This is a genomic window from Pseudomonas sp. MWU13-2105 (genome assembly GCF_023242315.1).
In the GTDB taxonomy this organism is placed as follows: domain Bacteria; phylum Pseudomonadota; class Gammaproteobacteria; order Pseudomonadales; family Pseudomonadaceae; genus Aquipseudomonas.
On record NZ_JALLIY010000019.1, the window covers coordinates 80,990 to 95,311 of the forward strand.

Consider the following 14,322-nt stretch of genomic DNA (forward strand, 5'->3'; position numbering starts at 1 on the left):
ACCATGACAGGCGCGGATGAAAACCGATAAGATCGCTGCAACCTGTCAGGAAAACTCACAGATACCATGAGCCGCGACCTTCCCCCGCTCAATGCCTTGCGCGCCTTCGAGGCCACCGCCCGCTTGAACAGCGTCAGTCAGGCGGCCGAGCAGCTGCACGTGACCCACGGGGCGGTCAGCCGGCAACTGAAAGTGCTCGAGGAGCACCTCGGCCTGAGCCTGTTCGTCAAGGATGGGCGAGGCCTGAAACTCACAGATGCCGGGATACGCCTGCGTGACGCCAGTTTCGAGGCGTTCGAGCGGCTGCGGGCGGTCTGCGCCGAGCTGGCCCAGAGCACGGCGGATGCGCCGTTTGTACTGGGTTGTTCCGGCAGTCTGCTGGCGCGCTGGTTTATTCCGCGACTGGGGCGGCTGAATGCCGACTTGCCCGACTTGCGCCTGCATCTGTCGGCCGGTGAAGGCGATCTCGATCCGCGCAAGCCAGGGCTCGATGCCCTGCTGCTGTTTGCCGAGCCGCCGTGGCCGGCGGATATGCAGGTCGTTGAGCTGGCCAGCGAGCGTATCGGGCCGGTCATGAGTCCGCATTTTGCCCGTTACGAGTCGTTGCTGCGGGCGCCGGTCCTGGGGTTGGTGGGCGAGCCGTTATTGCACACCACCTCGCGACCGCAGGCCTGGCCCAGTTGGGCGCGGCAGAACGGTATCGACGTGGCGCAGTTGAAGTACGGGCAGGGTTTCGAGCATCTGTACTACCTGCTCGAAGCGGCGGTGGCCGGGTTGGGCGTGGCGATCGCGCCGCAGCCGCTGGTGGCGGACGATTTGCGCGCCGGCCGGTTGGTGGCGCCCTGGGGGTTCAATGAAACCCCGGGGCGGCTGGCGTTATGGTTACCTCGGCGCGCCGCCGACGGGCGCGCCCAACAGCTCGCGCAATGGCTCAAGACCGAGTTGGAACAGGGCGCTCAGTCTCCGCGTGTGCACAGCAGGTAGGCCGCCAACAGCCCCAGCGCACCCACGGCGATACCGGCGGTCGTCCACGGATGTTCCTGGGCGTAGTCCCGGGTCGCGATTCCGGTTTCGCGGGTTTTGACCTTGACCTCTTCGTAGGCATCGCTGAGCAGGTGACGCGAGTGTTTCAGCGCGTTTTCGGCATTGCTGCGGAGCGCCTTGAGGGTCTTGCGCGACTCGTCCGAGGCGTCGTCCTTGAGGCTTTCGAGGGACTTGAGCAGGCTCTCGATTTCGGCTTCCATGCTTTGCAATGAGGCTTTGCGTAGTGAGTTGCTGGCCATATCGGCTCTCTCCTGCAATTGAGTGGCGTGTGTAGGTTGGGACTTCAGCGCCAGGGGAAAGTGCAGAAAATCTGCATCCTGTGCTGGAGCCCTCAGTGCGAACTATGGGAAAAATCACTGCTAGGCTCTCTGGACAGCCCCCGGGACTTAGGAGAACAGCATGAGCGACCATCACACCTACAAGAAAATCGAACTGGTAGGTTCTTCCCCCACCAGCATAGAAGACGCCATCAACAACGCCCTGGCCGAAGCCGGTAAAAGCATCAAGCACCTGGAGTGGTTCGAGGTGCTCGATACCCGTGGGCATATCAAGGACAACAAGGCCGCGCACTTTCAGGTGACCCTGAAAGTCGGCTTCAGAATCGCCAATAGCTGAACAAATGCTGGCCTTTTGAACTTATAGGCTGGCCGACTGCCATATTGATTGCTATACAGAGGGCGCTGAATAGCCCCAGGTGCGTCGCCCAAAAGCCGACGCACTTTTTTTGATCTGACCAGGGAATATGATCGATGAAGAAGCTTGTGCTGGCGGTAGCGTTGTTGAGTCTGGCGGGAACCGCGCTTGCGGCGGGCAAGCCATGCGATGTGGTGGAGAAGGAAATCAAGGACAAGCTTGAAGCCAAGGGCGTTCATGGTTATTCGCTGCAGATCGTCGATAAAGCCAGCAATACCGGTACCGATGGCAAGACCATTGGCAGCTGCGATGCGGGCAAGAAGGAAATCGTCTACAAGCGCAAGTAAGCGTGGGTGGGCATCAAAGCCGGCGCCGGGCGCCGGCTTTTTTGTCTCTGGCGATCAGCCCTTCATGACTTGCGCCAGCAGCTCGTAGGAATGCAGCCGATCGGCATGCTCATACAGGTCGCAGGTGAAGATCAGTTCATCGGCCTGGGTCTGCTCGATCAGTACTTCGAGTTTGGCGCGAATCTTTTCCGGGCTGCCGACCATTGCCAGGCCGAGGAAACTCGCCACGGCTTCTCGCTCGTGGGGCAACCACAAGCCATCCATGCTCGGCACCGGAGGTCGTTGCACCAGGCTCTGGCCACGCATCAGGGCGAGGATGCGCTGGTACACCGAAGTCGCCAGGTAGTCGGCCTGTTCATCGGTATCCGCGGCCACCAACGGCACGCCGAGCATCACATAAGGTTTGTCGAGCACCGCCGAAGGCTTGAAGTGGTTGCGGTAGACGCGAATCGCCTCATGCATGTAGCGCGGGGCGAAATGTGAGGCGAAAGCGTAGGGCAAGCCGCGCTCCCCGGCCAGTTGCGCACTGAACAGGCTCGAACCGAGCAGCCAGACCGGTACCTGGGTGCCGGTGCCTGGCATGGCGATCACCCGTTGCTCGGGCGTGCGCGGGCCGAGGTAAGCCATCAGTTCGGTGACATCTTCGGGGAAGTCGTCGGCGCTGCCCGAGCGCTCGCGGCGCAAGGCCCGGGCGGTCATCTGGTCGGACCCCGGGGCGCGCCCCAGGCCCAGGTCGATACGACCGGGGTAGAGGCTTTCCAGGGTGCCGAACTGCTCGGCGATCACCAGCGGCGCATGGTTGGGCAGCATCACGCCGCCGGAACCGACGCGAATGGTCGAGGTTCCACCCGCCAGGTAACCCAACAGCACGGAGGTGGCCGAACTGGCGATACCGTCCATATTGTGGTGTTCAGCGACCCAGAAGCGGTGGTAGCCGAACTTCTCCACATGACGGGCCAGATCCAGCGAATTGCGCAGCGATTGGCCCGGGCTGCCGTCCTGGCGCACGGGCACCAGGTCGAGGGTGGAAAACTTGGTATCGGACAGTCGCTTCATAAGCCTGCTACTCCATGTGGGGGTGCGCAGGTTTCGTCTGCTGTCGAAAAACCTGCCAGTCTTCAAGGAATGTGGGCATATACCCGAGTTTCAAGGGTTGAGCTGTTTTTAACCTGCTTTTTTTTCAGATGAGTCTTACAAGGTGAACTTTGAGGCAGCGTCTATCCTCAGAACTTTGACCCGGCGTGAACCCTTCGCGTCGGCTTCTGAGGAGGCAGCTATGAGTATCAAGAAGAAAGCATCGGCTCATTGGGCGGGCGACCTGAAAACCGGTATCGGGTCGATTTCCACGGAAACCGGAGTGTTGCGCGAAGCGCCTTACGGCTTCAAGGCCCGTTTTGAAGGCGGCAAGGGCACCAACCCGGAAGAACTGATCGGCGCCGCCCACGCCGGGTGTTTCTCCATGGCCTTTTCGATGATTCTCGGTGAAGCCGGTCTCAAGGCCGACAGTATCGATACCCAGGCCGAAGTGACCCTGGAACAGGTCGATGGTGGTTTTGCGATCACCGCGGTGCACCTGATTCTCAAGGCGAAAATCCCCGGTGCCAGCCAGCAGCAGTTCGATGAGCTGAGCAAAAAGGCCAAGGAAGGTTGCCCGGTGTCCAAGGTACTGAATGCCAGGATCAGCCTCGACGGGACCCTGGTGCACTGATCCCGCACCGGCAAGACCCAGGGATGTGAGGTGGCTCAGAACTTGGCTGGCGCAAGTGTGGTCGAATGAATAGTGGCAGCTTGCGTGTACGCCTTTGCGACGCGTTGCCGTAGTCAAGGAGTTCGACCATGAAACGTATTGCCCTGGGGATTTTCTGTTGTGCACTGGCCACCTCGGCCTTGGCCGCGACCAAGCCTTGCGAAGAGCTCAAGGCCGAGATCGAAGCCAAGATCCAGGCCTCCGGGGTCAGTTCCTATACCCTGGAAATCGTCGCTAATGACGAAGTCCACGACCAGAACATGATCGTCGGCAGTTGCGAGGGTGGCAGCAAGAAAATCATCTACCAGAAGAACGATCGCTGAAGTCCGGCCACCCATGCCACTCGCTACGGAATGCAGAACACGTTGTTCTGTTCGGCCACCACTTCACCCTTGTCGTCGTACAGCCGCGCGCTGGCGTTGAAGCCCAGGGCGATGCCCTCCAGGCGGTAACGCCGGCCGGCTTCGAAGTGGTCGTAGTGCACGCTCAGGTAGCACAGGCGGTTCGGTGGATCGGTGTTCATCGCCATGCCGCCGATATAGACCTCGTAATCGAAGCGCGCCAGGAGGTCATGGCTGCCCGGGGTCACCTGGAAAAAGCGCCCGTCGCGCAGGCGTTGCTTGTCCAGGCTTTCGGCCATGATCACCGTGCCGGTATGGGTGTCCAGGTCAACCCAGGCCATTTGCGGGTTCACCGCCGGTAACGGACTGATACAGCCGCCCAGGCTGGCCAGGGCGAGTACAGGAAGAAGTTTACGCATGATGGTTTTCCACTCTGTCAGACGATCAGCATACCCGCGTTCAGGGCAATCGGGATGTCCCCGGCGTCAACCCGATGCAGGGACGACCTCCTTTTAGTGAACACCGGAGTCTCAATAATCATTCATGGAAAAGTGCTCGGTGTGCGGGATAGTCTTGCGCCAGTTTCTTGCCGGATGATTTCCATGATGTTCAGGCCCGTGCTACGCGGTTCGATAGGCACCGTGCTGCTGTTGTTGCTCGGCGGTTGCAGCGGTATCAGTTATTACAGCCAGTTGGCCGGCGGCCAGTTGAGCCTGCTGCGCGCCCGGGAGCCGGTGGCCGAGGTGATTGCCGATCCGGCCCGGGATCCGAAGCTGCGCGAACACCTGGCCCAGTCCCAGCGGGCGCGGGTCTTCGCCAGTGAGCATCTGCATCTGCCGGATAACCGCAGTTACCGGTTGTATGCGGATATCAAACGCCCTTATGTGGTCTGGAATGTCTTCGCCACGCCGGAGTTTTCCCTGACCCCGCAGCCACATTGTTTCCCCATTGCCGGCTGTGTGGCCTATCGCGGCTATTACAACCAGGGGGCGGCGCGGGGTGAAGCGGCGTTGCAAAAACAGCGGGGCATGGACGTGTATATCGGTGGGGTCGAGGCTTACTCGACGCTGGGCTGGTTCGACGATCCGATTATCAGTTCGATGCTGACCTGGGGCGACGAGCGCCTGGCGACGCTGATCTTTCACGAGTTGGCGCACCAGCGCTTTTATGTGAAGGACGACACCGAGTTCAACGAGTCCTATGCCAACTTTGTCGAGCAGGAAGGCACGCGGCAATGGCGCGCGGCGCGGGGCTTGCCGCCGGCCAAGGTCAATGAGGTGGCGCAGAAGGATCAGTTTATCGAGCTGGTGCTGCATACCCGTGAACGTCTGCAGGCGCTGTATGCCCAGCCTTTGCCGGTTGAGCAGATGCGCGAGCGCAAGGCGGCGGAATTCGAGCGCCTGCGCCAGGAGTACCATCGGCTGCAGGCGACGCTATGGGCCGGCGACAAGCGTTATGACGCCTGGATCAATGCCCCGCTGAATAATGCCAAGTTGCTGCCCTTTGGTTTGTATGACCAATGGGTGCCGGCGTTTTCGGCGTTGTTCAGGCAGGTCAATGGCGACTGGCCGGCGTTTTTCAGTGCGGTGGAAAAGCTTGGGGGCTTGCCGGTTGACGAGCGCAAGGCGGCGTTGCGTCAGTTGATGCCTGGCTGAAGGAGGCGACTCGGTCCACTGCCTTACACAAACGCCCGATGCAGCTCCGCCAAGGTCTGGAAATGATAAGCCGGCTGCTGCGCGCTCAGTTCCTCGAAACTACCAAACCCATACCCCACCGCCGCCGCATCCACACCATTGCGTTGCGCGCCGATCAGGTCGTGCTTGCGGTCGCCGATCATAAGCGTAGCGCTCGGCTCCAGCCCTTCTTCGGCGATCAGGTGGGCAATCAGCTCGACCTTGTCGGTCCGCGTGCCATCCAGCTCACTGCCGTAGATCAGCTTGAACTGCCGGGCAAAATCGAAATGCCGGGCAATCTCCCGGGCAAACACCCAAGGCTTGGACGTAGCGATATACAGCGTGCGGCCCTGCCCGCCCAATAGCTCCAGAAGCGGCGTGACCCCCTCGAACACCCGGTTCTCATAGAGCCCGGTGACCTTGAAGCGCTCCCGGTAGAAGTTCACCGCTTCCCAGGCCTTGGCCTCGTCAAAACCGTAGAACTGCATGAACGCCTGCAGCAATGGCGGGCCGATAAAGTGTTCGAGCTTGCCCAGGTCCGGCTCGTCGATCCCCAGTTTGCCCAGCGCATACTGGATCGATCGGGTGATGCCCTCGCGCGGGTCGGTCAGGGTGCCGTCGAGGTCGAAGAGAATCGTCTGGTAGTGCATGGCGTGTCCTGGCTGTACAAAAAATAATCAAACGGTCTGATGATAACCTTCGGCCATGTGCAGGTCCTTGAGTTTCACGTAGTTCGCCGCGCTGTAGGTGAAAAACGCCCGCTCCTTGTCCGTCAACGCCCGCGCCTGCTTGACCGGGCTACCGACATAGAGAAAACCGCTTTCCAGGGTCTTGCCCGGCGGTACCAGGCTGCCGGCACCGACGATCACCTCGTCCTCGACCACCGCACCGTCCATGACGATACTGCCCATGCCGATCAGAATCCGGCTGCCCAGCGTGCAGCCATGCAGCATGACCTTGTGGGCGATGGTCACGTCGTCGCCGATCAGCAGTGGAAAACCCTCGGGGTTGAAAGGTCCGGCGTGGGTGATATGCAGCACGCAGCCGTCCTGCACGCTGGTGCGTTGGCCGATGCGGATGCGGTGCATGTCGCCGCGGATCACGGTCAACGGCCAGATGGAACTGTCGGCGCCGATTTCGACATCGCCGATCACCACCGCCGAACGGTCGACAAAGGCCCGTTCACCGAGTGCCGGCGTGAGATTCTGATAGGTACGAAGGGTCACGATAGACGCTCTCTTAAGTGGTTGATAGCTGCGGTCGGCGTCGATTGTAATTAAGATGGTCGCATGTTTCTTCCAGCCAAGGTGCCAACCGTGAGCGTGAACAACCCTCTTCTGCAGTCCTACGACCTGCCGCCGTTCTCGGCGATCCGCGCCGAACACGTGCTGCCGGCCATCGAACAGATCCTGGCGGACAACCGCGCGGCCATCGCTGAAATTCTCGCGAACCAAGGCCAACAGCCTACCTGGGCCGGGCTGATCCTGGCGATGGATGAACTCAACGATCGCCTGGGCGCCGCCTGGAGTCCGGTCAGTCACCTCAATGCGGTGTGCAACAGCGCCGAACTGCGCGAAGCCTACGAGGCCTGCCTGCCGGCGTTGAGCGCCTACTCCACGGAACTGGGCCAGAACCGCGAACTGTTCCAGGCCTTCGAAGCCCTGGCGCACAGCCCGCAGGCCGCCAGCTTCGACGTGGGCCAGAAAACCATCCTCGAACACTCGCTGCGCGACTTCCGCTTGTCGGGTATCGACCTGCCGCCCGAGCAGCAGAAGCGTTACGCCGAGGTGCAGAGCAAGCTTTCCGAGCTGGGCAGCCGCTTCTCCAACCAGTTGCTCGACGCGACCCAGGCCTGGACCCGGCACGTCACCGACGAGGCCGGTCTCGCCGGCCTGAGCGATTCGTCCAAGGCGCAAATGGCCGCCGCGGCCAAGGCCAAGGGCTTGGACGGCTGGTTGATTACCCTGGAATTCCCGAGCTACTACGCGGTGATGACCTACGCCCAGGACCGCGCCCTGCGCGAAGAGGTCTACGCCGCCTATTGCACCCGCGCCTCGGACCAGGGGCCGAACGCCGGCCAGTACGACAACGGTCCGGTGATGGCCGAGATCCTCGACCTGCGCCAGGAACTGGCTCAATTGTTGGGTTTCGCCAGCTTCGCCGAATTGAGCCTGGCAACCAAGATGGCCGACTCCAGCGACCAGGTGCTGACCTTCCTGCGCGACCTGGCCAAGCGCAGCAAGCCGTTTGCCGCCCAGGACCTGCAGCAGCTCAAGGCCTACGCCGCCGAGCAAGGCTGCCCGGACCTGCAAAGCTGGGACAGCGGCTACTACGGCGAGAAGCTGCGTGAACAACGCTACAGCGTTTCCCAGGAAGCCCTGCGCGCCTACTTCCCGATCGACAAGGTGCTCGGCGGGCTGTTCGCCATTGTCCAGCGCCTGTACGGCATCGAAATCGCCGAACAGAGCGGTTTCGACAGCTGGCACCCGGATGTCCGCCTGTTCGAAATCAAGGAGAACGGCCAGCACGTCGGGCGCTTCTTCTTTGACCTCTATGCCCGTGCGAACAAGCGTGGCGGGGCCTGGATGGACGGTGCCCGTGACCGTCGGCGTACCGTCGGTGGCGTCCTGCAGAACCCGGTGGCCAACCTGGTGTGCAACTTCGCCCCGGCCGACAGCGGCAAGCCGGCGCTGCTGACCCATGACGAAGTCACCACCCTGTTCCACGAATTCGGCCATGGCCTGCATCACCTGTTGACCCGCATCGAGCATGCCGGTGTGTCCGGTATCAACGGCGTGGCCTGGGATGCCGTGGAGCTGCCAAGCCAGTTCATGGAAAACTGGTGCTGGGAGCCCGAAGGCCTGGCGCTGATCTCCGGTCACTACGAAACCGGCGAACCGCTGCCCCAGGACCTGCTGGAAAAAATGCTCGCGGCGAAGAACTTCCAGTCCGGGCTGATGATGGTTCGCCAGTTGGAATTCTCCTTGTTCGACTTCGAACTGCATGCCACCCATGGCGACGGCCGTAGCGTGGCGCAGGTCCTCGAAGGCGTGCGCGACGAGGTCTCGGTGATGCGTCCGCCGGCCTACAACCGTTTCCCCAACAGCTTTGCGCACATTTTCGCCGGCGGTTACGCGGCGGGCTACTACAGCTACAAATGGGCCGAAGTGCTGTCGGCCGATGCCTTTTCCCGGTTCGAGGAGGAAGGTGTGCTGAATGAGCGGACCGGGCGGGCTTTCCGTGAAGCGATCCTGGCACGTGGCGGTTCCCAGGAACCGATGCTGCTGTTCGTCGACTTCCGTGGCCGCGAGCCGTCGATTGACGCACTCTTGCGTCACAGCGGCCTGAGCGAGGATGCCGCGGCATGAGCGAGGCCTCTGTGATCAAGACCAAGAAGCGCTTTATCGCCGGGGCGGTCTGCCCGGCGTGCAGCGAGCAGGACAAGCTGATGATGTGGAGCGAAGACGAGGTCCCGCACCGTGAGTGCGTGGCCTGCGGTTATGCCGACACCCTGAACGAACAGGGTCTGTCGGTGCCCAAGGAGTTGGGGACACGGGTCAATACCACGGCGGTCAAGGCGCCGCAGGACAACAAGGTCCAGACCGTGCAGTTCTTTCCCAATCCCAAGCTGAAGAAGCCCGACGGCCAGTAGCCGCCGAAATGCTATCGCCTGAGCCGGCTCACGCCCGGCTCAGTCTCGCTGATCACTCGACACTGGCGGACTTGAGCCAGCTGCGCACCGCGCAGGTGGCGTAGGGGTTGGTGCTGCACGCGCCGCTGGCCAGGGCCTCGCGCAGTTTGTCGACCGGCGCCTGCATCATGTAGCGGATGCTGTCCTTGAAGTGCGTGCCTTCGCCGAACCCGCCCATCATCATCTCGCTCAGGGCTTCCTCCTTGGTCCAGCCCTGCACCACCACGCGGTACATCGCCGCCATCAGGCCGGCGCGCTCGGTGCCCTGCTTGTCGTGGATCAACACCGAACCCTGGTCCTCGGCGTCCTTGATCGCCCGCAGGATCATCAACACGTCGGCGTCGTCGACATGGCCGATCCGATAGGGCAGTTGCACCTGCTTGATCTCGGGGTTCGCCAGCCAGCTGGAGTCGGCCTCCGGCTGGAAGTTGATCACCGTGGTGATGTTCAGCTTGGCCAGGATCGGCATGGCATTGCTGTCGGGCAAGGTGCTGCGGTAGAGCGTCGGGGTCATCTGGTTGAGGTTGTATTGGCTGCCCACCGGTGTGGCCCATTGCGGTGGGCGTTGGCTGCTGTTGTCGCCGGCCCGGGCGGCGAGCAACACCAGGCCGCTGATGAGGATCAGGCCAAGAATGGAAAACCAGCGAACGATCGACATGTGCACGGCGCCCGGAAAAAGAGAACTCGACAGTGCCCTATAGCATTGAATTTTCCGGATCAAAAGCCCGTGAGTCGAGTGTCAAAGATTTGTGAGAGGGGCCGGATGCGTGCATGGAAACGTCGAGATTTTTAGCTGAAACGATTCATCTTGATGCTTAGGCTGCTATCATTTGTAACTAAAGGTTGCCAGTGTGTTCTCTATGCGAGGTGTCTCGTGGGAGACCGCTGCCCGAAAAAGACAGGTTGCTCAATTGAAGCGACCGATTAATCCGTGCGTGCATGATGAGTGAGGTAGCACCATGTCTGATCAAGATCGAGATAACCCGCGGCGTGAGTTCCTGCGCAAAACCCTGACCTTGATCCCGGTGGTCAGCGTGGCGAGCACTGCCCTGGGCAGCAGTGTCCTGCGGGCCGCGTCGCAAGCGCCAGAACCTGCCGCCGACAAGGTGCCGGTCAACAGCGGTCACTATGAGCCGAGCTTCTTCACTGCCGAGGAGTGGGCTTTTCTCAACGCCGCGGTGGCCCGCCTGATTCCGGCCGACGCCCAAGGCCCGGGAGCCCTGGAAGCCGGCGTGCCGGAATTCATCGACCGGCAAATGAACACCCCTTACGCCAGTGGCGCCCTGTGGTTCATGCAGGGCCCCTTCGCCGCTGACGCGCCGTCTGAGATGGGCTGGCAAAGCAAACTGGTGCCGCGGGAGATCTATCGCCTGGGCATCGCCGCCACGGAGGCCTGGTGCAAGAAGCTGCACGGCTCAACATTTGCTGGGCAAGACAGCGCTACCCAGGACGCTCTGCTCAAGCGACTGGAGGCCGGCGACGCCGATTTCGACAGTGTCCCGCCGAAAATTTTCTTCAGTTTCCTGCTGCAAAACACCAAGGAAGGGTTCTTCTGCGACCCGATCCATGGCGGCAACAGAGGTCTGGTCGGCTGGACCATGATCGGCTTTCCCGGCGCCCGCGCCGACTTTATGGATTGGGTTGAACGCAACGAGCAATACCCCTTCCCGGCAGTATCCATTCGCGGCGAGAGGGCGTGAGCATGGCGATTCAGATGAAAAAGGTCGACGCGGTGATCGTCGGTTTCGGCTGGACCGGTGCGATCATGGCCAAGGAGCTGACCGAAGCCGGGCTGAATGTCGTGGCCCTGGAACGCGGTCCCATGCAGGACACCTATCCCGATGGCAATTACCCACAGGTGATAGACGAACTTACCTACAGCGTGCGCAAGAAACTCTTCCAGGATATCTCCAAGGAAACCGTCACCATTCGCCATAGCGTCAATGACGTTGCCCTGCCGAACCGTCAGCTCGGCGCGTTCCTGCCGGGCAATGGCGTGGGCGGGGCCGGGCTGCACTGGTCGGGCGTACACTTTCGGGTCGACCCCATCGAGTTGCGCATCCGCAGTCATTACGAAGAGCGTTACGGCAAACACTTCATTCCCAAGGACATGACCATCCAGGACTTCGGCGTCAGCTACGAAGAGCTGGAACCGTTCTTCGACCATGCCGAAAAGGTCTTCGGCACCTCCGGCCAGGCCTGGACCGTCAAGGGCCAGTTGGTCGGCCAAGGCAAGGGCGGCAACCCTTACGCGCCGGATCGTTCCAATCCTTTTCCGCTGGAATCGCAGAAGAACACCTATTCCGCGCAACTGTTCCAGAAAGCCGCCACCGCGGTCGGCTACAAGCCCTACAACCTGCCGTCGGCGAATACTTCAGGGCCCTACACCAACCCCTACGGCGCGCAGATGGGGCCGTGCAATTTCTGCGGTTTCTGCAGCGGTTATGTCTGCTACATGTATTCCAAGGCTTCGCCGAACGTGAATATCCTGCCGGCGCTGCGGCAGGTGCCGAACTTCGAACTGCGGCCCAATTCCCACGTGCTGCGGGTCAACCTCGACAGTACCAAGCGCAAGGCCACCGGGGTGACCTACATCGATGCCCAGGGCCGCGAGGTGGAGCAACAGGCCGACCTGGTGATTCTCGGCGCCTTCCAGTTCCATAACGTGCGGTTGTTGCTGCTGTCCGGCATCGGCAAGCCCTACGACCCGATCACCGGCGAAGGCGTGGTGGGCAAGAACTTCGCTTACCAGAACATGGCCACGATCAAGGCCTTCTTCGACAAGGACGTGTACACCAACAACTTTATCGGCGCCGGCGGCAACGGCGTGGCGATCGATGACTTCAACGCCGACAACTTCGACCACGGACCCCATGGTTTTGTCGGCGGTTCGCCGATGTGGGTCAACCAGGCCGGCAGCCGGCCGATCGCCGGAACCTCGAACCCGCCGGGCACACCGGCCTGGGGCAGTGCCTGGAAACGTGCCACGGCGGATTACTACAGCCACCAGGTGTCGATGGATGCCCATGGCGCGCATCAGTCCTACCGAGGCAACTACCTGGATCTTGATCCGGTTTACCGCGATGCCTATGGCTTGCCCTTGCTGCGGATGACCTTCGACTGGCAGGAAAACGACATCAAGATGAACCGCTTCATGGTCGGAAAATTGAGCAAGGTCGCCGAGGCGATGAACCCCAAGTCAATTGCCCTGTTGGGCAAGCAGGTGGGCGAGCACTTCAACACCGCGTCCTACCAGACCACCCACCTCAACGGTGGCGCGATCATGGGCACCGACCCGAAGACCAGCGTCCTGAACCGCTACCTGCAATCCTGGGATGTGCACAACGTCTTCGTCCCCGGCGCTTCGGCCTTCCCCCAGGGCCTGGGCTACAACCCCACCGGCCTGGTGGCGGCGCTGACCTACTGGTCGGCCCGGGCGATCCGCGAGCAGTACCTGAAGAACCCCGGCCCACTGGTTCAGGCATAAGGAGCGATGAACATGAAAGCATTGGTTATCGCCACCCTGGCATTGTTGGGCAATGGCGCGGTCAGCGCCGCCGAGGCCGATCCGTCGGCCCTGATCAAGCAGGGCGAATACCTGGCGCGGGCCGGGGATTGCGTGGCCTGTCACACGGCCAAGGGCGGCCGGCCATTCGCCGGTGGGCTGCCGATGCAGACGCCCATCGGCACGATCTACTCGACCAATATCACCCCGGATAAAAGCGGGATCGGTGCCTACAGCTTCGAGGATTTCGACCAGGCGGTCCGGCATGGTGTCGCCAAAAATGGCAGCAGCCTTTACCCGGCGATGCCCTATCCGTCCTACGCCCGGGTCAGCGACAGCGACATGCAGGCGCTGTACGCCTACTTCATGAAGGGCGTGGCGCCGGTGGCCCAGGACAACAAGGCCGTCGATATCCCCTGGCCGCTGAGCATGCGCTGGCCGTTGGCGGGCTGGCGCTGGATGTTCGCGCCCAAGGTCGGCGAATATCAGGCCGCTGGCGGCGCGGACGCGGTGCTGAGTCGCGGCGCTTACCTGGTCGAAGGCCTCGGCCATTGCGGCGCCTGCCATACGCCACGGGCCCTGACCATGCAGGAAAAGGCCTTGAGCGCGAATGACGGCAGTGCCTTCCTGGCCGGCAGCGCACCGCTGGAAGGCTGGATCGCGAAAAGCCTGCGCGGCGACCACAAGGATGGCCTCGGCAGCTGGAGCGAAGCGCAGTTGGTGCAGTTCCTCAAGACCGGTCGCAGCGAGCGCGGCGCGGTTTTCGGCGGCATGAGCGATGTGGTGGTGCACAGCATGCAGTACATGAACGACGGTGACCTGACGGCCATTGCCCGCTACCTCAAGAGCTTGCCGCCGGTGGATCCGCAGGACGCGCCTCACGCCTATGAGCCGCAGGTCGCCCAGGCCCTGTGGAACGGTGATGACAGCAAGCCGGGGGCGTCGGTCTACATTGACAACTGCGCGGCCTGCCACCGTACCGACGGTCACGGTTATACCCGGGTGTTCCCGGCGTTGGCCGGTAATCCGGTGGTGCAATCGGCGGACCCGACCTCGTTGATCCATATCGTGCTCAAGGGCGGCACCTTGCCGGCGACCCACAGCGCGCCTTCGGCGTTCACCATGCCGGCGTATGCCTGGCGGTTGTCGGACCAGGAAGTGGCGGATGTGGTCGGTTTCATTCGCGGCAGCTGGGGTAACCAGGGCGGCGCGGTGAAAGCCAGCGAGGTGGCGGCGTTGCGCAAGGAGGATATGCCGGCCAAGCCATAAAGCCCCGAGAGCACCACGGACCCTTGTAGTAGCAGGCATGCCGGCGGTGAGGCCCTTGAGTCTTGCGGCGTG

At 61.9% G+C, this 14,322-nt stretch carries 17 protein-coding genes; 11 read left to right on the forward strand and 6 right to left on the reverse strand.

The genetic code is table 11. From position 1 onward, the window contains the following. The first annotated feature begins 66 nt into the window (after positions 1-66). Positions 67-984 carry a LysR family transcriptional regulator gene (locus M5B96_RS25295; RefSeq protein ID WP_248799713.1) on the forward strand — a complete coding sequence of 306 codons (918 nt, stop codon included), beginning with the start codon at positions 67-69 and terminating at the stop codon, positions 982-984. Here the strand turns inward: M5B96_RS25295 and M5B96_RS25300 are convergent. Next, entirely contained in the window at positions 957-1,283 is a 327-nt protein-coding gene (locus M5B96_RS25300) for a DUF883 family protein (protein ID WP_248799714.1), read from the reverse strand. The genes M5B96_RS25295 and M5B96_RS25300 overlap by 28 nt on opposite strands. A gap of 160 nt (positions 1,284-1,443) precedes the next feature. Between M5B96_RS25300 and M5B96_RS25305 the strand changes: the two genes are divergently transcribed. Both M5B96_RS25305 and M5B96_RS25310 read left to right on the forward strand, forming a co-directional pair. Then, complete coding sequence (locus M5B96_RS25305) at positions 1,444-1,659, forward strand: dodecin (RefSeq protein WP_100939968.1); 216 nt, start codon at positions 1,444-1,446, stop codon at positions 1,657-1,659. Positions 1,660-1,793: 134 nt separating this feature from the next. Continuing rightward, complete coding sequence (locus M5B96_RS25310) at positions 1,794-2,024, forward strand: DUF1161 domain-containing protein (RefSeq protein WP_121135724.1); 231 nt, start codon at positions 1,794-1,796, stop codon at positions 2,022-2,024. Between the two features lie 54 nt (positions 2,025-2,078). Here the strand turns inward: M5B96_RS25310 and M5B96_RS25315 are convergent, their stop codons facing one another. Next, positions 2,079-3,080, reverse strand: a complete 1,002-nt coding sequence (locus tag M5B96_RS25315) for an LLM class flavin-dependent oxidoreductase (protein ID WP_248799715.1) — start codon at positions 3,078-3,080, stop codon at positions 2,079-2,081. Between the two features lie 220 nt (positions 3,081-3,300). Between M5B96_RS25315 and M5B96_RS25320 the strand changes: the two genes are divergently transcribed. Beyond that, positions 3,301-3,732 carry an OsmC family protein gene (locus M5B96_RS25320; RefSeq protein WP_248799716.1) on the forward strand — a complete coding sequence of 144 codons (432 nt, stop codon included), beginning with the start codon at positions 3,301-3,303 and terminating at the stop codon, positions 3,730-3,732. 128 nt (positions 3,733-3,860) lie between these two features. Continuing rightward, a complete protein-coding gene (locus M5B96_RS25325; protein ID WP_248799717.1) occupies positions 3,861-4,094 on the forward strand; it encodes a DUF1161 domain-containing protein in 234 nt (77 codons plus the stop codon). 23 nt (positions 4,095-4,117) lie between these two features. Here M5B96_RS25325 and M5B96_RS25330 read toward each other — a convergent pair whose 3' ends face one another. Beyond that, positions 4,118-4,531: a hypothetical protein gene (locus M5B96_RS25330; protein ID WP_248799718.1), complete on the reverse strand. Its 414-nt coding sequence runs from the start codon at positions 4,529-4,531 to the stop codon at positions 4,118-4,120. Positions 4,532-4,714: 183 nt separating this feature from the next. Between M5B96_RS25330 and M5B96_RS25335 the strand changes: the two genes are divergently transcribed. Next, positions 4,715-5,767, forward strand: a complete 1,053-nt coding sequence (locus M5B96_RS25335; protein ID WP_248799719.1) for an aminopeptidase — start codon at positions 4,715-4,717, stop codon at positions 5,765-5,767. Positions 5,768-5,790: 23 nt separating this feature from the next. On the opposite strand, the gene M5B96_RS25340 is transcribed toward M5B96_RS25335, so the two are convergent. Next, positions 5,791-6,435, reverse strand: a complete 645-nt coding sequence (locus tag M5B96_RS25340; RefSeq protein ID WP_248799720.1) for an HAD family hydrolase — start codon at positions 6,433-6,435, stop codon at positions 5,791-5,793. A gap of 27 nt (positions 6,436-6,462) precedes the next feature. Further along, positions 6,463-7,011 carry a gamma carbonic anhydrase family protein gene (locus tag M5B96_RS25345; protein WP_248799721.1) on the reverse strand — a complete coding sequence of 183 codons (549 nt, stop codon included), beginning with the start codon at positions 7,009-7,011 and terminating at the stop codon, positions 6,463-6,465. A gap of 63 nt (positions 7,012-7,074) precedes the next feature. Between M5B96_RS25345 and prlC the strand changes: the two genes are divergently transcribed. After that, the gene (gene prlC / locus M5B96_RS25350) at positions 7,075-9,153 is read left to right on the forward strand and encodes an oligopeptidase A (protein WP_248799722.1); all 2,079 of its coding nucleotides are present in this window, start codon (positions 7,075-7,077) and stop codon (positions 9,151-9,153) included. After that, on the forward strand, positions 9,150-9,437 hold the full coding sequence (locus M5B96_RS25355) for a YheV family putative zinc ribbon protein (protein ID WP_248799723.1): 288 nt from the start codon (positions 9,150-9,152) through the stop codon (positions 9,435-9,437). The genes prlC and M5B96_RS25355 overlap by 4 nt, the downstream gene beginning before the upstream one ends. Before the next feature lie 52 nt (positions 9,438-9,489). Here the strand turns inward: M5B96_RS25355 and M5B96_RS25360 are convergent, their stop codons facing one another. Then, positions 9,490-10,134 (reverse strand): protein tyrosine phosphatase, encoded by a 645-nt coding sequence (locus M5B96_RS25360; RefSeq protein ID WP_248799724.1) that lies wholly within the window; start codon positions 10,132-10,134, stop codon positions 9,490-9,492. A gap of 301 nt (positions 10,135-10,435) precedes the next feature. Here M5B96_RS25360 and M5B96_RS25365 point away from each other — a divergent pair, with 301 nt between their 5' ends. From M5B96_RS25365 to M5B96_RS25375, 3 genes are read left to right on the forward strand one after another with little or no spacing between them, the layout of a single operon-like run. After that, positions 10,436-11,176 carry a gluconate 2-dehydrogenase subunit 3 family protein gene (locus tag M5B96_RS25365; RefSeq protein ID WP_248799725.1) on the forward strand — a complete coding sequence of 247 codons (741 nt, stop codon included), beginning with the start codon at positions 10,436-10,438 and terminating at the stop codon, positions 11,174-11,176. A 2-nt stretch (positions 11,177-11,178) separates the two neighbouring features. Continuing rightward, positions 11,179-12,963: a GMC family oxidoreductase gene (locus M5B96_RS25370; RefSeq protein ID WP_248799788.1), complete on the forward strand. Its 1,785-nt coding sequence runs from the start codon at positions 11,179-11,181 to the stop codon at positions 12,961-12,963. Positions 12,964-12,975: 12 nt separating this feature from the next. Further along, positions 12,976-14,250, forward strand: coding sequence for a c-type cytochrome (locus M5B96_RS25375; protein WP_248799726.1), 1,275 nt, complete (start codon positions 12,976-12,978; stop codon positions 14,248-14,250). Positions 14,251-14,322 lie beyond the last annotated feature (72 nt).

Excerpts from the sequence above, each read along its gene's own strand:
- M5B96_RS25370 (WP_248799788.1), top strand. The coding sequence starts at position 11,179 with ATGGCGATTCAGATGAAAAAGGTCGACGCGGTGATCGTCGGTTTCGGC.
- M5B96_RS25340 (WP_248799720.1), bottom strand. The coding sequence starts at position 6,435 with ATGCACTACCAGACGATTCTCTTCGACCTCGACGGCACCCTGACCGAC.
- M5B96_RS25310 (WP_121135724.1), top strand. The coding sequence starts at position 1,794 with ATGAAGAAGCTTGTGCTGGCGGTAGCGTTGTTGAGTCTGGCGGGAACC.
- M5B96_RS25335 (WP_248799719.1), top strand. The coding sequence starts at position 4,715 with ATGATGTTCAGGCCCGTGCTACGCGGTTCGATAGGCACCGTGCTGCTG.
- M5B96_RS25320 (WP_248799716.1), top strand. The coding sequence starts at position 3,301 with ATGAGTATCAAGAAGAAAGCATCGGCTCATTGGGCGGGCGACCTGAAA.
- M5B96_RS25355 (WP_248799723.1), top strand. The coding sequence starts at position 9,150 with ATGAGCGAGGCCTCTGTGATCAAGACCAAGAAGCGCTTTATCGCCGGG.
- M5B96_RS25305 (WP_100939968.1), top strand. The coding sequence starts at position 1,444 with ATGAGCGACCATCACACCTACAAGAAAATCGAACTGGTAGGTTCTTCC.
- M5B96_RS25315 (WP_248799715.1), bottom strand. The coding sequence starts at position 3,080 with ATGAAGCGACTGTCCGATACCAAGTTTTCCACCCTCGACCTGGTGCCC.
- M5B96_RS25365 (WP_248799725.1), top strand. The coding sequence starts at position 10,436 with ATGTCTGATCAAGATCGAGATAACCCGCGGCGTGAGTTCCTGCGCAAA.
- M5B96_RS25375 (WP_248799726.1), top strand. The coding sequence starts at position 12,976 with ATGAAAGCATTGGTTATCGCCACCCTGGCATTGTTGGGCAATGGCGCG.
- prlC (WP_248799722.1), top strand. The coding sequence starts at position 7,075 with ATGTTTCTTCCAGCCAAGGTGCCAACCGTGAGCGTGAACAACCCTCTT.
- M5B96_RS25325 (WP_248799717.1), top strand. The coding sequence starts at position 3,861 with ATGAAACGTATTGCCCTGGGGATTTTCTGTTGTGCACTGGCCACCTCG.
- M5B96_RS25300 (WP_248799714.1), bottom strand. The coding sequence starts at position 1,283 with ATGGCCAGCAACTCACTACGCAAAGCCTCATTGCAAAGCATGGAAGCC.
- M5B96_RS25360 (WP_248799724.1), bottom strand. The coding sequence starts at position 10,134 with ATGTCGATCGTTCGCTGGTTTTCCATTCTTGGCCTGATCCTCATCAGC.
- M5B96_RS25295 (WP_248799713.1), top strand. The coding sequence starts at position 67 with ATGAGCCGCGACCTTCCCCCGCTCAATGCCTTGCGCGCCTTCGAGGCC.
- M5B96_RS25330 (WP_248799718.1), bottom strand. The coding sequence starts at position 4,531 with ATGCGTAAACTTCTTCCTGTACTCGCCCTGGCCAGCCTGGGCGGCTGT.